The organism is Streptomyces sp. NPDC054765 (genome assembly GCF_053612065.1).
On record NZ_JBSHBP010000028.1, the window covers coordinates 26029 to 42824 of the forward strand.

Consider the following 16796-nt stretch of genomic DNA (forward strand, 5'->3'; position numbering starts at 1 on the left):
GACGTGGGAGCCTGGGACCTCGTCAAGGACGTGCCGGGGCCGCCCTGTTGGTTCGACCGGAAGTCGTCACCAGCCCGGTTGATCGAAGCCGATGCCGGGGGCCGTCGGCGCCCGCACCAGCCCGTCGGCACCGACCGCCGGCTCGCGCTGTACGGGGTTGGTGTACACGAGGGACTCGTAGTAGGTGGTGTTGGGGATCGCCATGCAAAGGTGGGCGTTGACCACTCCGCTGCCGTGCACCTCGGCCCGCAGGTGGTAGCTCTCGGCCAGGTGCGCGATGCGCAGGGCTCCGGTGATCCCGCCTTTGAGCTGCGCGCTGGTGCGGACCCGGCTCGCCGCGCCCGCCATGATGAAGTCACCAGCGTTGAAATGCGCGCCGTCGGAGGTCTCCGCGACCAGCAGCGGAATGTCGACCTGTTCGGCCAGCCACCGGTGGGCGGTCACGCTGAACTCGCGCATCGGCTCCTCGTACCACAGGTAGTCCGCCTCGGACAGTGCGCGGCCGAGGTACACCGAGTCCGCGAGGTCGAACCCGGCCGAGCCGTCGTACATGAGCGGGACGTCGTCACCGACGTGGGCCCGCAGCTTCTGGCACAGGTCCGCGTCGGCTCGCGGGTCTCCCCACGCGTGCAGCTTGATGGCGGAGTAGCCGAGCTCCAGACACTGGCCGGCCACATCGAGGTACTCCTCGACGCTGCCGAAGGTGACCGTGCTCGCGTAGGCGGGGATGGCCTCGCGGTAGGGACCGAGCAGCCGGTGGACCGGCTGCCCGGCCGCGAGGCCGGCCAGATCCCACAGCGCTACGTCGACCAGGCCGAGCGCGTAGATGGGAAGCTCCTCTATGCGGTCCAGCTCCCACAGGCGGTGCCACAGCAGCTCGCGCATCAGCGGGTCGCGGCCGAGCAGGTCCTCACGTATACGGCGGTTCACCAGATCGGCGACGATCAGCCCACGTCTCGTGTGCGCCTCGCCCACCAGGCCTTCGTCCGTGTGGACCCGCAGGATCCCGCCCACGACCGCCGGCTCCGAACCGGGCAGCCCTGCCCGCCACCGGAAGGGCGGCTGAGCGGGCAGGTCGACCAGTTCCACAGTCACGTCGGTGATTCGCATGGGTGTCCTTCATGGGTGGTGGTGTGGGGTTCAGGCGTTGGGGGCGGCCCTTGTGCACGGACAGCCGGCCCAGCGCGGAGAGGGGCTTCACCGCCTCGCGGACCACGGTCCGGCTCATCCCCCCGGTCGGCCAGGTCCTGCTCGGCGGGCAGCCGGGCGCCGAGTCCCAGGCCGGCCACTTCTCCGTCGATCCATGTCACGGCGGTCCGGACGGTACGGCGGTCCACGTCGGGCGTGAGGTCGCCGAGCGACGCAGAGACGCAGAGACACCCCCTTGCGATATGTTTCTGATACATCAGCCAATCCGGGGTCAGTGAATCACATTCAAACTCTTGACGCCAGGATCCGGTGAGCTCAGACTCGTTCCGTCCCGCACCGACCACCTCACCCCATCTGTCATCGGGGCAACACCCTTCTCCCGCCCGGCCGCAGCACCCCCGAGAGCGCGGCCGCCCTGGCCGTCGACACCATCCCGACCCCCTCAGAATCAGGCACAAACCCACCACGTAACCGGATATGTTCCAGATCTATCATCCGGTCATCCTCGCCCTGCTGGGGTCGAAACCTTCTGAAAGGGCAAGCACCTTGGACGACATCAGGCTCGGCGTCATCGGCCTGGGTAATCGCAGCGACCTGGCCGATCTGGCCCATCAGCCCGGATCGGGCTCACTGGTGGCCGCCGCCTGCGACCACAACCGACAGTTGCTGACGCGCGCCGCACCGCGATTCGGCACCCAGGTGCGGACCGCCGCGGATCACCATGAGCTGCTCGATGCGGGACTCGACGGCGTGCTGGTGCTGACTCCGGACCACACGCACGAGGAGATCGGCCTGGACTTCCTCCAGGCCGGTGTACCGGTGTTCCTGGACAAACCGATGGCGATCACGACCGAGGGGTGTGACCGGCTGCTCGCGGCAGCTCACCGGCATCGGACCCCGTTGTACGTGGGCCACAACATGCGCCACATGCCGGTCGTGGTGGCCATGCGTGAGCTGATCGTCAAGGGGGCGATCGGCGAGGTCAAGGCCATCTGGTGCCGCCATTTCGTCGGCCACGGCGGGGACTTCTACTTCAAGGACTGGCACGCGGACCGACGCCTCACCACCGGCCTGCTGCTGCAGAAGGGCGCGCACGACATTGATGTCATCCACTGGCTGGCCGGCGGCTACACCCGGCGGGTGAACGCCATGGGCGGGCTGACGGTCTACGGGGACATCGACTCACACCGCGACCGCAGCGGGGAGCGGATGACCGAGTGGCTGTCGACGGAGAACTGGCCGCCGCTCAGCCAGACCGGTCTCCACCCGGTGGTGGACGTGGAGGACCTGAGCATGATGCAGATACAGCTGGACAACGGAGTTTTCGCAAGCTACCAGCAGTGTCACTACACCCCCGACTACTGGCGCAACTACACGGTGATCGGCACCGAGGGGCGCCTGGAGAACTTCGGCGACTCGGAGGGAGCGGAGGTCCACGTGTGGAACCGCCGCTCCGACGGCCGCGCCGAGGCCGATCTGGTGGTGCCCGTGCACACACCGACCGGCACGCACGGGGGCGCCGATCCCGTGCTGATGGCGGAATTCCTGCGGTTCGTACGGGACGGCGGAGCCACCGTCACCTCGCCCGTCGCGGCCCGCGAAGCGGTGGCCGCCGGCTACGCGGCCACCATGTCGTTGCGGGACGGCGGCCGGGCCGTCGAGGTCGCGGCCCCGGACCAGGACCTGACCGCGTACTTCGGGCACGGCCAGAGCTGATTCAGGCAGGCGGAAGCCTGCGGAATCCCGTCGGCCCTCCGGGACTCGCTTCGGGTGGCTGTGGTCCGGAAGGAATACGGACCGGAGCCACTTGGCAGTCCGAGGGTCATTCGGACGGGTGAAGTTCGGGGTGTCGCGGGGGTATCCGCCGCCCGGCTCGCCGTCGCGCGGGTGGCAGTCCCAGACGTTGAGGCAGTCCCCGGCCCGCGAGCTCTGGCCGTTCGCGACATCGCGGCACTTGTTGCTCGCCTTGCTGACGATGCGGTAAAGGGGCTTGCCGGAAGGCGAGTTGTAGCCGAGGGCAGCCAGGTACCACTGCTGGTGGGTGCCGCCGTCGGCGTGGTGCTGGATGACGTGCGTGCCGTTGTTGGTCTGAGGGTTGTAGACGTCGAGCAGGCGGTCGGCGTGGATGGTCAGGTCGACGGGTTCCGCTGCGGCCTGGAGGGCGCCGAAGCGGATCGGCCAGTCGTCGCTGCCGTAGTTGGGCAGGACGGTGGCCTGCCAGCGCTCGGTGTCGACGTCGGAGACCATGTAGTCGAGTTCGTTGCCGTTCTGCTGGGTGGCCTGGCCGCTGTTGTAGATGCGGGAGTCCGGGGGCAGCCCGAGGCCGGGCAGGGTCTGCGGGTTGAAGTTGATGTCGCCGGGCGCGGCCCACTCCAGGAAGCCCTCCGCGAACAGCAGGCGCACTCCGCCGAGTCTCCGGATCGCCTGACGGAGTTCGACGACCCCACGTACCCGGCCCTGAGCAAGGCCGCCTCGCACGTCGTCGCCGGTACCTTCGAGGAGCGCTTCGAGTTCGCGCTGAACAGGCAAGTGGTCGCGCTGCGCGCGGAGTTGGACCGTACGAGAGACACTCCCGGCTGACCCCATCCCGTTCCGGCACGACGTGACGGGCGCCTCTGCGGCTCCGCCGTCTCGCGGAACTCGGCTCCCGGGCCTTGCGTTGTGTTTCCCAACGACGAGAGAACGGGGGATGGCCGATGCGCATCACCATCGTGGGAGGCGGCATCGCCGGACTGACCTGCGCCCTGAGCCTGCACGCCGCAGGCTTCCGTCCGCAGGTGCGGGACGCGGCACGGACCATCGAGGCGGTCGGCGTGGGAATCAACCTGCTGCCGCACGCCGTACGCGAACTCACGGAACTCGGCCTGGCCGACGAACTGGCCGCCATCGCGCTGCCCCCGCACCGGCTGAGCTACCGCGACCGGGCGGGCGAGCCGGTGTGGGAGGAAGCCCTCGGCCTCGCGGCCGGATACCACTGGCCGCAGTACTCCGTACACCGCGGCCGTCTGCACCTCATGCTGCTGGCGGCCGTACACGAACGCCTCGGGACGGACAGCGTCCGCACCGGGCTGCAGTTCCAGCGCGCCGAGCAGACACCGGACGGCCTCCGGGCCCACTTCCTGGACCGGACCAGCCGCAGGCCGGTGACCGAGGACGCCGACGTGTTGATCGGCTCCGACGGCATCGACTCCGCCGTACGCGCCCAGTTGTACCCGTCCGAAGGGCCCTCGCACGGGAACGGGGTCCACATGTGGCGCGCGGTCGCCCCGCATCCGCACCTCCTCGACGGCCGGACGATCGTGGTGGCCGGCGGCACCCCCGGCGCGAAGTTCGTCGCCTACCCGATCGACGACCCAGCGGCCGAGGGCGGCGACGCCCTGGTGAACTGGGTGCTCGAAGTACGTCACGGCAACGGGAAGCAGGCAGATCCGCAGGCCCGCCGCATCACCACGGCGGAGGCCCTCGCGGGCGTGGCGGACTGGAGCCTGCCGTGGGTCGATCTGACGAAGCTGGTCGAGCGCTCATCGGCGATCTTCGAGTACCCCATGCTCGACCGCGACCCCCTGCCGCGCTGGAGCTTCGGCCGGGTCACGCTGCTCGGCGACGCGGCCCACCCGATGTTCCCGATGGGTATGAACGGCGGATCGCAGTCCGTCGTCGACGCCCGGGTGCTGGCCTGGTGCCTGGCCCGGGAGCACGACCCCGTGACCGCGCTCCGCCGCTACGACACGATGCGCCGGCCGACGGTCAACGCGATCGTGCTGGCCAACCGCGAGCTGGGACCGGAGAAGATCATCGCGCGTGCCGAGGAGCGCACCGGGGTGTTGCCCCTCGCCGAGGCCACGGAGATGGCGAACAGTTACAAGGACCTGGCCCAGGCAACAGCTGCGCAGCTGAACTCCCGTACCTCATGGACCGTTTCGAAGGAGAACAGGGATTCGGCGCGCTGACGTCGTGGTCACCGGGGCAAGTCGCCTTCGGTGAGAGGCGCGTGGGACGCCACTGGGGCCGAAGGTCCGCCAGAACGTTCCGGTGATGGCTGTGAGGCCGTCTTCCGGGGTGGTGGCGCCACCAGTAGATTCTGCAGAATGACGGCGAATGCGACATCGAACGCCGCGCTCCCAGGGGATTTCCGTCATGGCCCGGACTCAACAGCGCGAGGGCCACCACCCGGCAGGCGATGACGAAGCGACCGTCGACCCGTGTCGCGATGCCGCACAGGGCAACAGCGAAGAACGGCGCGCCGAGTCCTCGGCTTCGGCGGTCATGCGGCAGATCGGCCTCCTCACCAGCTGACACACCCTCATGCTCGGGAGACATCGATGACCAACGACCCGTCCGCACACCACACCGTCCCGTCGAAACCGGACGCCGGCCGACTCCATGACGAGCAGACCGAGACCGCGGACGGCGCGGCCGTCGACGGGAACATCCATGTCGGCTACTGGGACAGCGCCACGGACGACCGCTCCCTCAACGAAGCCACCGACCGGCTCACCGACCTCGTGGCGGCGCGGCTGGCCGCCGCACCCGGCCGTCACCTGCTGGACGTCGGCTGCGGAACCGGACGGCCCGCCCTGCGCATCGCCCGTGCCACCGGCGCCCGTGTGTCGGGAATCTCCGTCAGCAACGAGGACATCGACCTCGCCCGGACCCGGGCGGACGCCGCCGCCCTCGCCGACCGGGTGGACTTCCGATACGCGGACGCCTGCGCACTGCCCTTCGAGGCCGCGTCCTTCGACGGTGCCTGGGCGATCGAGTCCATGATGCACCTCCCCGACCGGACCACCGCCCTCGCCGAGATCGCCCGGACTCTGCGACCCGGCAGCCCGCTGGTCATCACCGATGTCCTGCTCCGCTCGCCGGTGACCGGGGATGCCGCGGAGACAGTCCGCCAGACGTGCCGGGCGTTCGGGTCCCCCGGGTTTCCCGAACCGGCGGAGCTCCGCACGGCCCTCGACCGCGCCGGTCTGGAGGTGGTGGAGTTCAACGACATCGCAGAGCACGTCCGGCGCACGTACCAGGCGTTCGCCGATGCCTTCGCCGACGTCGCACCCTCCGCCGACGACCCCCACTACGAGTTCTTCAACTCCACGCGCTTCCTTCCCCGGTTCGGTGCGCTCCCACAGATCGGCTACGTCTTCCTGGTCGCCCGCCGCCTGTGAACGAAGCACCCGCCCGGGGGCCGGTGGTGACACCACGGGCCCCCGCCGGCAGGTGGGCCGGAGTTCGTGGCCGACGGGCAGTGCCACCAGGCCTCGGCGAGTGGCAAATCCGGCCAACATATTCCACCGCGAAACGGCCGGGGTGGCAAAAAAGAAGGATCGCTCAGGCGAAGTGCGCTGAAGAAACCCCTCACCCACCGAGCGGGCAGACCGAGACCACAGCAGCCCGCAGTTCGGTGCAGACTGCCGGAGCGCCTACGCCCGACTGGATATGCAGCACCTGCCGTGTCACACCCTCAGCATATGACTTGATGCCGTGTCAAGGAGAAGTTGAGGCATCCGAAGCTTTGGGGGAACCCATGCACAGCACAGGGTTCCAGGTATTATTCATGACGGAAAATCAGGCCCGGCAGCAAGCACGATTCGGCGGCAAGTCGGGCTGCTTGAATTTCCCTTCGAACCGTTCGACTCCTTTTCTATTTTACCCGAAGCATGGCGCACGCGAAATCTTTTACGTGCAGGTGAAACGAGGGAAGAGTGGTCAGCTTGTTCCGCGAGAGACGGCGTGTGGCTGCAGGTGCAGCTGGGGCCCCATTCCTCACTCAGTTCCTCCAGCAGCCCTCGTCGGCCACCGCCGCGGATTCGCCAACCGTGCGACCCCCAAGCCCGGTGAAAGGCTGACGTGACCGAGCCGAACGAACCCCGACGTGTGGTGGGCGCGCTGATCCGCGACCCGTACGACCGGATCTTCGTCCAGCGCCGCTCGGCCGGCCGACGCCTCTTCCCCGGGTGCTGGGACGTCGTCGGCGGAGCGGTGGAGGAAGGGGAGTCCCTCTTGGACGCGCTGCGCAGGGAGATCGCGGAGGAGACCGGGTGGCGGCTGCGCCGCGTTCTGGCCCAGGTGGCGCACGAGGAGTGGACGGCGGACGGACTGCGCCACGTCGAGGCGGACTACGTCGTCGAGGTGGACGGGGAGCTCTCCTCGCCCGCACTCGAACGGGACAAGCACACCGAGTTCGCCTGGATCACGGCCGGGGAAGTCTCGCTTCTCGACGAGAACGCGCAGGGCAGCGGAAGCAACTTCATCAAGGACGTGGTGACCGCAGCACATGCCTGGCTCGCCGATGCTTCCGGAAAAAGTCGAAGAATTCCCTGAACCCCCTGCGACCAAGCGTCCGATCAGGATCTCCACGATCCTTTCCTGGCTGCCCGCGTCATCCTCAGATCTTCTGCGAGGGGGATATTCCGCATGTCCAGTGACAGGTTGAAGAACGTGCGTCCGCGACCGCGAGTACTGGTGGTCGGATTTGCTGGACATCAAGGAAAGGAATATCTGCCGGTCGTGCGGGAGAATGCAGATGTCGTCGGCGGCGTCGACCCCGCCCCGGCAGCCTCATCACTCGCCGACGAATGGGGTTTCCCACATTACGGCGTCCTCGACGAGGCACTCGAAAAGGCCGAATTCGACGCCGCTGTGGTCACCGTGCCGCACAGTGAGCACTTCCCGGTCTGTACGGAACTCCTGGCACACGGCAGGCACGTCATCAAGGAAAAGCCGTTCGCCGTCACCGAGCAGGAAGCCCGGCAACTGATACACCTGGCGCAACGGGCCGACCGCAGCGTCTTCACCCTGTTGCAACGGAACTTCAACCCCGTCTTCCACTTCGCCCAGAAGAACCTCGCCCGGATCGGGCAGCCCTACTGGTTCTCCTACGACTACCACTTGAACCTGGCTCACCCGACCACGGGTTGGCGCGCCTCCAGGGAGCAGGCGATGGGCGGTGTGCTCCTCGACATGGGTTACCACCTCATCGATGTACTCAGCGGGCTCTTCCCCGAACCCCCTCGGGTGCACTCCGCCTTCGTGCACCAGTACCGGGAGATGCGGGATCGCCGGCTGGAGGATCTCGTCAGCCTCATGTGCAGCTATCCCTCGACGGGACTGGCCGGCTCGCTGCGTATCTCACGCCACAACCACGAGAAGATCGAACGCCTCTGCGTGCTCGGTACGGAGGGCGCGTTGAACGTCGCCCCCGCAGTCGCCACCCTGCACTCCGTCGGAGGGCTGCCGTTGGACCGCTGCGCCTGGGCAGGCCCCAAGATCGACGCCGTGCGCTCCATGATCGCCCACCATCTGGGACACCTGGACGACCTCCGCTACCGCCAGGACCACTTCCAGCGTCAGCTCGCCGCCGTGCGCACGATCGACGGGATCTACCGGGACCGGTTGGGCGAGCAGAACAAGCTCGCCGACCGGTGCGCCTGACTGACCCCGCCGCCGTACCGAGCACCGGCCGGGCCCCGGCGGGCCGGTCCCGAGCCCACCCGCGAAAAGCCCACCCGTGAAGGCAGGAAGGACACATGACCACCATCGAACAACTCGCCCTCCTCGGAGGCACGCCCGTCATCGAACAGCCGCTGCCGCACGAAGTCTGGCCGCCCCCCGCCGGCGAGGCCGAGCTGTCGGAACTCGCCGAGCAGCGGAACACCGACATCTCCATCAAGGGCAACAGCGGTCCCATCGGCCGGCTTGAGGCCGACTTCCTTGCCTTCCTGGACCATGGAGCCCGCTTCGCGATCACCTTCAACTCCGGTACCAGCGCCCTCCTCGCCGCCTACTTCGCGCTCGGGGTGCGCGAAGGCGTGGACGTCGTGGGCCCGGCGCTCACCTACCACGCGGCGCTGAGTCCCGTCTTCGCGCTCCGCGGTGACGTGGTCCTGGCCGACATCGACCCCGACACCCGCGGTCTGGACCCCAAGGCACTTCACGCCGCACTCACCGAACACACCAAGGTCATCACAGTCGTCCACCAGTGGGGCCACCCCTGTGACATGGACGCGATCCTGCGCATCGCCGAACGACACGGGCTGCGCGTTCTGGAGGACTGCTCCCACGCTCATGGCAGCCGCTACAAGGGCAGGCCCGTCGGCACCTTCGGCGACGCCGCGGTCTTCTCCCTCCAGGCCAACAAGGCCGTCTACGCGGGCGAGGGCGGCATCCTCGTCACGAGCGACCCCCAGGTGCACGACCGTGCCACGCTTCTCGGGCACTACCGGGACCGCTCCCGGGACGCCGTCCTCGACGAGGACCTGCGGGCGCACTGGGTCACCGGTTTCGGGCTGAAGCTGCGCATGTCGCCGTTCAACGCCATCGTCGCCCGGCACGCGCTCGCGGCGTTCCCGGCACGCAAGGAGGCCCGGCACCGCTGTCTGCGCCACCTCGGCGGGCAACTCGGCGACGTGGCCTATCTGGAGCCGGTGCACGTGGCCGACCACGTCGACATGGGTGCTTGGTACGGCTACAAACCGCTCTACCGGCCCGAGGCCCTGGGCGGTGTCCCCCGCGCCGTCCTCATCGAGGCGCTGCGCGCCGAGGGCATGGAGGTGGGCGCCCCCTCCGGCCCCCGGCTGTCGACGCTGCCGCTCTACGCCCGCCAGGAGAACCCCCTCTTCCCCGGCACGTCGAAGAAGGGCATCGCACCGGAGAGCGGCTCGCACGCGGAGCACGTCGAGCAGCACGCGCTGTCCCTGCCCACCTTCACCACCTGGCCCGAGGACAAGACGCTCATCGACCAGTACGCCGAGGCCTTCCGCAAGATCGGCCGCCACCGCGAAGCGCTCGTACGGTACGCGGCCGGGCCGAACCGATGACCCGCACGACCGGAGAGGCAGAGACGATGACTGTCGGGGAATCCCCCGAGGCCGTGGCCCAGGTCCTCCAGCACGCCCTCGTGGGGGACGATCTGCCGGACTCCTTCACCCTGCTGGGGCGGGAATGGAGCCTGCACCGGGGCGTCTTCCCCAGCACCCTGAGCGCCGCCACCGAGGTGATGGCCTCGATGGTGCCCTATCCGCCTGGCGGCTCGTTCCTGGAGGTCGGCTGCGGCACGGGCGTCATCTCCGTGACCGCCGCCCTCAACGGCTGCACCTCCGTCACCGCGCTGGACATCAATGACAAGGCAGTGGCCAACACGGCTGCCAACGCCGAACGGCACGGTGTGAGCGACCGGGTGCGCGTCCTCCACAGCGACATGTACGCGGCGCTCGAACCCGCGGACCGCTTCGACGCCATCTTCTGGAACGTGCCCTGGACCTATGTGGAGGACGACTTCTCGCTCTCCACCGATCTGCACTCCGCCGTCTTCGATCCGGGCTACCAGGGCCAGGCCCGGTACCTCGCCGGCGCCCATGAGCACCTGTCCGACGGCGGCAGGCTGCTGCTGGGCACGGCCGACCTCGGGGACCGCGAACGGCTCGACGCCATCGCGGAGGAAGCCGGCATGCGGGTCGAACTGCTGCGCCGCGTGCGCCGGATCGAAGAGGTCCGGGTCATGGAGTACCACATGCTCGAACTGCACGCGAAGTAGTCCGGCGGCCCGTGCCGCTCCGCCCGGATCCGTCACGGGCCGAGCCCCCGAAACCCACGAGGTGTGCAGTGAGGCGCCCCATGTCACGACAGGACGATCTCGAACTGGCCCTGCGACTCGGCGACATCGCCGACGGCGTCACCAGCCGCCGCTTCCAGGCCCTCGACCTGAGGATCCGGGAGAAGCCGGACCGTACGCCCGTGACCGACGCGGACACCGCCGTCGAGACGGCCGTACGCGAGGCACTGAAATCCGACCGCCCGGATGATGCCTTCGCCGGGGAGGAGACCGGCGGCTCCGTCACAGCCGGGCGCACCTGGATGGTCGACCCCATCGACGGCACCAAGAACTTCCTGCGCGGGATACCGGTCTGGGCCACCTTGATCGCCCTGCTGGAGGACGGCCGGCCCACCGTCGGTGTGATCAGTGCCCCCGCCCTGCACAGCCGTTGGTGGGCGGCGGCCGAACGGGGCGCCTGGCTGCGGCGCGGGCCGGCCGGAAGCGCCCCCCTGCCCTTGCGGGTCTCCGGCAACACCCGTCTCGCCCACGCCTACCTCTCCACCACCAGCACCCGCACCTGGGACGTCTTCCACTCACGTGACGCCTATCTGCGCCTGGCCGAAGAGTGCTGGGAGGACCGTGCCTTCGGGGACTTCCTCCAGCACTGCATGGTCGCCGAAGGAACCCTCGACATCGCGGCCGAACCGGTCGTGAACCCCTGGGACATCGCCGCCTTGCAAGTTCTCGTGGCGGAAGCCGGCGGTGTCTGCACCGATCTCCTGGGCGCCTCGCCCCACAACGGCACCGGCGCCCTGTCCGCCAACCCGCAGTTGCACCAGCTCGCCCGGAAAGTCCTCTCGGCGGCGGCCGGTCCCGGCGCTGTCTGATCCCGGCATCCCACTGTCAGGTCGGAAGTTCGCAGAGAATTCGCAGAGAGACGGACCATCATGCTGATTCTTTCCCTCAAGGAAGGCCATGACGGGGCAATCGCGGCCGTCGAGGACGGGAAGCTGCTCTTCTCCCTGGAGGCGGAGAAGGACTCGTTCGTCCGCTACAGCACCCTGACCGCCGAGGTGTTCGCCGTAGCGGCGGACCGGCTGGACAAACAGCCGGACGTCGTCGCCGTGAGCGGCTGGATCAAGGGGACCCAGGCCACCGACCAGCCCTCGCGTGCCGGGTACTTCGGTGTGGGCGAATCCGCGATCTCGGACGAGGCCGGCCGGTTCTTCGGGAAGAACGTGCGCGTCTTCTCCTCCACGCACGAGCGCTCTCACCTCATGACGTCCTACGGAATGTCGGCATTCCGTCGGGACCAGCCCTTCTACAGCCTGGTGTGGGAGGGGAACATCGGCTCGTTCTACCGCATCGACGAGCACGGGAAGGTGACCCATCTCCAGGAGGTGCTCAACTACCCGGGCAACAAGTACTCCTACGGCTTCGCGCTCGCCGACCCCAAGTACAGCTCGCACGAGGAATTCGTCCGCTTCCAGGACGCGGGCAAGCAGATGGCACTGGCCGGATTCGCCGAGGACCGGCCGCCCACCCCGGCAGAGCAGGAAGTCATCGAATTCGTACTCGGACAGCGGGAGGTCATCACCGGCAGCCTGAAGGACCGGATGACCGATTCCCCCTACTACAACATCGGCGTGGAGACAGACGCGTACAAGAACCTCGCCGCCCGCCTGTCGGACGCCATCTTCGACCGGTTCCACGCCTACGCCCGGGAGCATTTGACGGAGGGCCTCCCGCTGCTCATCTCCGGCGGCTGCGGGCTCAACTGCGAGTGGAATCGCCGTTGGCGCGAGTGCGGGCTCTTCCCTGCGGTCTTCGTCCCGCCGTGCCCCAACGACAGCGGCTCCGCGATCGGGACCGCCATCGACGCCCAGCACTTCTACACCGGCTCGGCCGGCCTGGAATGGGACGTCTACGCGGGTGGCGAATTCGTCGAGGACATGCCCTTTGACCCCCAGCGGTACGAAATCCGGCCGCTGCGCCACGGCGAGGTCGCCCGCTACCTCCGCGACGGGAACATCATCGGCTGGGCGCGGGGCCGCTGGGAGATCGGCCCCCGCGCGCTCGGGAACCGGTCGATCCTCGCCGCTCCCTTCACCGAGGAGACGACGGGCAGGCTCAACAAGATCAAGCAGCGCGAGGGCTACCGCCCCATCGCCCCGATCTGTCTGGAGCAGGACGCGGGCCGCTGGTTCGGTGGAGGGGTCCCCGATCCCTACATGCTGTACTTCAGCCAGGTCGAGTCCGGCGAACTGCGGGCGGTGACGCACGTCGACGGAACAGCCCGCACCCAGACCGTCGACCCGGCGGCGAACCCGGAGATGGCCGAACTGCTGACCTCTTTCGGCGAACTGACCGGATTCAGCGTCCTCTGCAACACCTCGCTCAACTATTCGGGACGCGGCTTCATCAACCGCACCAGCGACCTGATGGCGTACGGCGAGCTCCACGGGCTGGACGGATATGTCGTGAACGACACCTTCATCACCCCGCGACGGTGACGCCGCCCGGCAGCAACCCGAAGGCGTACAGGTCGCGGAGCTCACCGGACCGGGCAAGGACTCCACCTCGTCCCTAGGCAACAGCACGGACCTCTCCCTGTGCTTCTACGAGCACAAGAACTACGGCGGCCTGGAGTTCAGGACCGGTCCCGGCGAGTGGTGGGCCACCATCCCCGGCCGGATCAACGACAAGATCTCGTCCTACCGCCTCTGCTGACCGCTTGTACTCTCGCCCCCGGCCGCCACCGCCACCACGGGATGCGGCCGGGGCCCGGGGCTGCCGTACGCAGGTCGTGTCCAGGTAGCCATCACCGACGCGAGGGCGCGTGTCGCGACAGGAACCGTCGGCGTACGCGTCACCACGTCAGCGCCGTACGCGCGGCATTCCGAGGCCGATCCACGAGATGATTTCGCGCTGGATCTCGTTGTTGCCGCCGCCGAAGGTGAAGATGACCGCGGAGCGGTAGCCGCGTTCGAGTTCGCCGTGCAGTACCGCGCCGGCCGAGCCCTCCTTCAGGGGGCCGGCGGACCCGACGACCTCCATCAGCCAGGCATACGCGTCCCGGCGGGCCTCGGAGCCGTAGACCTTGACCGCGGAGGCGTCCTGCGGGGTGAGGGTGCCCTGCTGGAGCGCGTCGACCATCTGCCAGTTCAGCAGCTTCATGGCGTCCAGCCGGGTATGGGTGCGGGCCAGCCGTCCGCGCACCCAGCCCAGGTCGATCACCCGGCGGCCGTCGCCGAGTGCGGTGCCGGCGGCCCAGCGCTGGACGTTGTGCAGGGCGCGGATGGCCATGGTGCCGTGGGCGGCGAGGGTGACCCGCTCGTGGTTGAGCTGGTTGGTGATGATCCGCCAGCCCTTGTTCTCCTGGCCGACGCGGCGGGAGGCCGGGACGGTGATGTTCTCGTAGTAGCTGGCGGTGGTGTCGTGCGAGGCGAGGGTGTTGATCAGAGTGCAGGAGTAGCCGGGGTCGCCGGTGGGGACCAGGAGCATGGTGATGCCCTTGTGGGGCGGCGCTTCCGGGTCGGTGCGCACCGCGAGCCATACCCAGTCGGCGGTGTCGCCGTTGGTCGTCCAGATCTTCTGCCCGTTGACGACGTAGTGGCCGCTCTCCTCGTCACCGACCCGTACGGCGCGGGTCTTGAGGGCGGCCAGGTCGGTGCCGGCATCCGGTTCGCTGTAGCCGATGGCGAAGTCGATCTCGCCGGAGAGGATCCGGGGCAGGAAGTAGGCCTTCTGTTCGTCGGTGCCGAACTGCATGATCGTCGGGCCGACGGTGTTCAGCGCCATCAGCGGCAGCGGCACCCCCGCCTGGGCCGCCTCGTCGAAGAAGATGAACTGTTCCGTCGGGGACATACCGCGCCCGCCGAACTCCTTGGGCCAGCCGACGCCGAGCCAGCCGTCGGCGCCCAACCGGCGCACGGTCTCTCGGTAGAAGCGCTTCTGGGCGGCGGGGCCGTCGAGGGGGGCACCGCCCGTGCCCTGGGCGCCACGGGGGCCGGCGGAGGCGTGGTCCGGCACCAGCTCGGCGAAGTACGTGCGCAGTTCGGCGCGCAACTGCTGCTGCTCGGGGGTGTATTCGAGGTGCACGGCCCCTCCAGTTCGTCCGGTCCGGTCGTCCGGCCCGAGGGCGGCTGCGGGACGCTGACGGCCCGTCGGCTGCCGGATCGAGAGGCACAGTAGAACTTGTTCCAGTAATGCGGAAGGGCGCGCGGCCCGTCACTCCTCGTCAGGGCACGATCGAGTCGAGGTACCCGCCGCCGACACGGACGGCCGCCCCGGCTGCCGAAGCTGTTGATGAGGATGTCCACCTGCGGTACGGCCGCGACGACCTGTGCGAAGCCGCTGTCGGTGCCGATGCCGCCGGGCGCCGGGCGCCGGGCGCCGGGCGCCGCAAGGAATGCCGCGCCCGGTTCCTGCGTGCGCATCCGCTCCCGTGCCCGCACCACGGACCCGGCGCTGCGGCCGTTCACCGCGACCCGGGGCCCCGGCGTGCGCCGGCCCCGTGGCGATGGCCGTCCCCATGCCCTGGGCCGAGCCCGTCACCCTCGCGGTACGGCCGGCGAGATCGATCTGCACGGCGCTTCTCCGTTCTCGGCTGCCCGCCCCCGGACTCCGCGGGCGAACCCTGTCCGCCGCGCACACGAAGGCCCGGCCCGGCACTTCCGCGGCACCGGACCGGGCCTTCCCCGGGCTCCATCAGCCCACGGCGTGCTTCGCCGCGTTGTTCGGCTGCACCCGGCCGCGCCGGATGTCCTTGCAGTACTTGACGAAGCCGCTGTTGGTCACGTACTTCGCCGAGACCCAGCTCGCCCGCTCCTCGCGGGTCAGGTACCAGACGGTGTTGCCGCCGACGCTCTGGGTGCGCACCTTGCACACCAGGCCGACCTGCGCTCGGTGGTGGAGGTACCCCCGCACCGAGGAGTCCGTGCTGGGGTACTGACGCTGGCTCAGACCCGCCTTGGCAGTGACCACACCGAAGGGCTTGACGGGTACGGGCGCCGCCTGGGCCGGAGCCGCGGCGAACAGCGTGGCGCCGAGGGCGACGGCCGTGGTCAGCGCGCCCGCGCCGGCTGCGAGCTGTCTGCCTCGGGCCACGAGGATTCCGGTCGTGGACATAGGGGGTCTCCTGTTCTTGACGCGCAATGCCACCCATTGGCGCGAAGTGGACATTACGCGTAAATCACCCTCGGAATGTGGTGAAACGACGAACAGGCCGCCGATCGTGTGACGGCACAAGTGCGCCCGGGGCACGGGCAGTAGCCGCCCCCGTGGACGCCCCTCGGCAGGCCGGGATCAGCCCTCGGTACCGGCGCCGTGGATCCCGAAGGAGCCTCCCTGCGGATCCCGGACCACCGCGACCCTCGGCCCGTGGGGCACATCCGTCGGGGGCACCAGGAGCATGCCTCCCGACTCGGCGGCGCGGGCGGCCGTCGCATCGACGTCGGCGACCGCGAAGTACGGCAGCCAGTGCGCCCTGACGTCGTCCGGATAGAACTCGTCCAGCGCGCTCAGACCGCCGAAGTCGGCGCCGTCGATACCCCATTGCGGATAGTCCTTGTGCGTGCCCACGGTCCAGCCGAAGACCCCCGTGTAGAAGGCCTTGGCGGCCTCCGCGTCCCGGGTGGCCAGCTCGACCCAGCCGAGCGAGCCCGGCGCGTTGAGCACCGCGGCGCCGGCGAAGGACCGGCCCTGCCAGAGCGAGAAGACCGCGCCTTCCGGGTCGGCCATCACGGCGAAGCGGCCCAGGTCGAAGACCTCCATCGGCCCCATCAGCAACCGTCCGCCCGCCTCGGTGACGACCGCGGCCAGCGCATCGGCGTCCCGCGTCGCGAACGACACGGTCCAGGCGGTCGGCTGCCCGGGGGCGTAGAGCGGGGTCAGCGCGGCGACCGGGGCGTCCCCCAGAAAGAGCATGGTGTAGCCGCCCGCCTCCTCCCGCGGGTCGGTCTGCGCCCGCCAGCCGAAGACCTGGCGGTAGTACACCTTGGCGGCATCCACATCCGAAGTGCCCAGCTCCACCCAGCAGGGCGCGCCGGGCGTGGGCTCAGTGATCTTCACGGTGTCTTCCGTTCCTCCGCACCGGGCCGTGGCCGGGCGGTGC

The 16796-nt window shown here is 69.1% G+C and carries 15 protein-coding genes and 1 pseudogene; 11 read left to right on the top strand and 5 right to left on the bottom strand.

What is annotated here, in order from left to right:
* Positions 1-66: 66 nt before the first annotated feature.
* Positions 67-1110: an enolase C-terminal domain-like protein gene (locus ACWGJY_RS19245; protein ID WP_453262009.1), complete on the bottom strand. Its 1044-nt coding sequence runs from the start codon at positions 1108-1110 to the stop codon at positions 67-69.
* 585 nt (positions 1111-1695) lie between these two features.
* Between ACWGJY_RS19245 and ACWGJY_RS19250 the strand changes: the two genes are divergently transcribed.
* Positions 1696-2865: a Gfo/Idh/MocA family protein gene (locus tag ACWGJY_RS19250; protein ID WP_453262010.1), complete on the top strand. Its 1170-nt coding sequence runs from the start codon at positions 1696-1698 to the stop codon at positions 2863-2865.
* Positions 2866-3117: 252 nt separating this feature from the next.
* On the opposite strand, the pseudogene ACWGJY_RS19255 reads toward ACWGJY_RS19250, so the two are convergent.
* A pseudogene (locus ACWGJY_RS19255) lies at positions 3118-3216 on the bottom strand (hypothetical protein); the annotation flags it as partial.
* Between ACWGJY_RS19255 and ACWGJY_RS19260 the strand changes: the two are divergent.
* From ACWGJY_RS19260 to ACWGJY_RS19305, 10 genes are all read left to right on the top strand, one after another.
* On the top strand, positions 3187-3729 hold the full coding sequence (locus tag ACWGJY_RS19260; protein WP_453262011.1) for a hypothetical protein: 543 nt from the start codon (positions 3187-3189) through the stop codon (positions 3727-3729). The pseudogene ACWGJY_RS19255 and the gene ACWGJY_RS19260 sit on opposite strands and share 30 nt — an antisense overlap.
* Before the next feature lie 116 nt (positions 3730-3845).
* Positions 3846-5099, top strand: a complete 1254-nt coding sequence (locus ACWGJY_RS19265; protein WP_453262012.1) for an FAD-dependent monooxygenase — start codon at positions 3846-3848, stop codon at positions 5097-5099.
* A 187-nt stretch (positions 5100-5286) separates the two neighbouring features.
* Positions 5287-5445, top strand: coding sequence for a hypothetical protein (locus ACWGJY_RS19270; RefSeq protein WP_453262013.1), 159 nt, complete (start codon positions 5287-5289; stop codon positions 5443-5445).
* 26 nt (positions 5446-5471) lie between these two features.
* Complete coding sequence (locus ACWGJY_RS19275) at positions 5472-6314, top strand: SAM-dependent methyltransferase (protein WP_453262014.1); 843 nt, start codon at positions 5472-5474, stop codon at positions 6312-6314.
* 682 nt (positions 6315-6996) lie between these two features.
* On the top strand, positions 6997-7470 hold the full coding sequence (locus tag ACWGJY_RS19280) for an NUDIX hydrolase (RefSeq protein ID WP_453262015.1): 474 nt from the start codon (positions 6997-6999) through the stop codon (positions 7468-7470).
* A 93-nt stretch (positions 7471-7563) separates the two neighbouring features.
* Positions 7564-8580 carry a Gfo/Idh/MocA family protein gene (locus tag ACWGJY_RS19285; protein ID WP_453262016.1) on the top strand — a complete coding sequence of 339 codons (1017 nt, stop codon included), beginning with the start codon at positions 7564-7566 and terminating at the stop codon, positions 8578-8580.
* A 95-nt stretch (positions 8581-8675) separates the two neighbouring features.
* Positions 8676-9965 carry a DegT/DnrJ/EryC1/StrS aminotransferase family protein gene (locus tag ACWGJY_RS19290; protein ID WP_453262017.1) on the top strand — a complete coding sequence of 430 codons (1290 nt, stop codon included), beginning with the start codon at positions 8676-8678 and terminating at the stop codon, positions 9963-9965.
* 26 nt (positions 9966-9991) lie between these two features.
* Entirely contained in the window at positions 9992-10681 is a 690-nt protein-coding gene (locus ACWGJY_RS19295) for a methyltransferase (protein ID WP_453262018.1), read from the top strand.
* An 80-nt stretch (positions 10682-10761) separates the two neighbouring features.
* Complete coding sequence (gene hisN / locus ACWGJY_RS19300; protein ID WP_453262019.1) at positions 10762-11568, top strand: histidinol-phosphatase; 807 nt, start codon at positions 10762-10764, stop codon at positions 11566-11568.
* A 60-nt stretch (positions 11569-11628) separates the two neighbouring features.
* Entirely contained in the window at positions 11629-13194 is a 1566-nt protein-coding gene (locus ACWGJY_RS19305) for a carbamoyltransferase C-terminal domain-containing protein (protein WP_453262020.1), read from the top strand.
* A 364-nt stretch (positions 13195-13558) separates the two neighbouring features.
* On the opposite strand, the gene ACWGJY_RS19310 is transcribed toward ACWGJY_RS19305, so the two are convergent.
* The 3 genes from ACWGJY_RS19310 to ACWGJY_RS19320 form a co-directional block, all read right to left on the bottom strand.
* Positions 13559-14782 carry an acyl-CoA dehydrogenase family protein gene (locus ACWGJY_RS19310; protein ID WP_453262021.1) on the bottom strand — a complete coding sequence of 408 codons (1224 nt, stop codon included), beginning with the start codon at positions 14780-14782 and terminating at the stop codon, positions 13559-13561.
* A 609-nt stretch (positions 14783-15391) separates the two neighbouring features.
* Entirely contained in the window at positions 15392-15811 is a 420-nt protein-coding gene (locus ACWGJY_RS19315) for an SH3 domain-containing protein (protein ID WP_453262022.1), read from the bottom strand.
* A 177-nt stretch (positions 15812-15988) separates the two neighbouring features.
* A complete protein-coding gene (locus ACWGJY_RS19320) occupies positions 15989-16753 on the bottom strand; it encodes a VOC family protein (protein WP_453262023.1) in 765 nt (254 codons plus the stop codon).
* Positions 16754-16796: the final 43 nt, after the last annotated feature.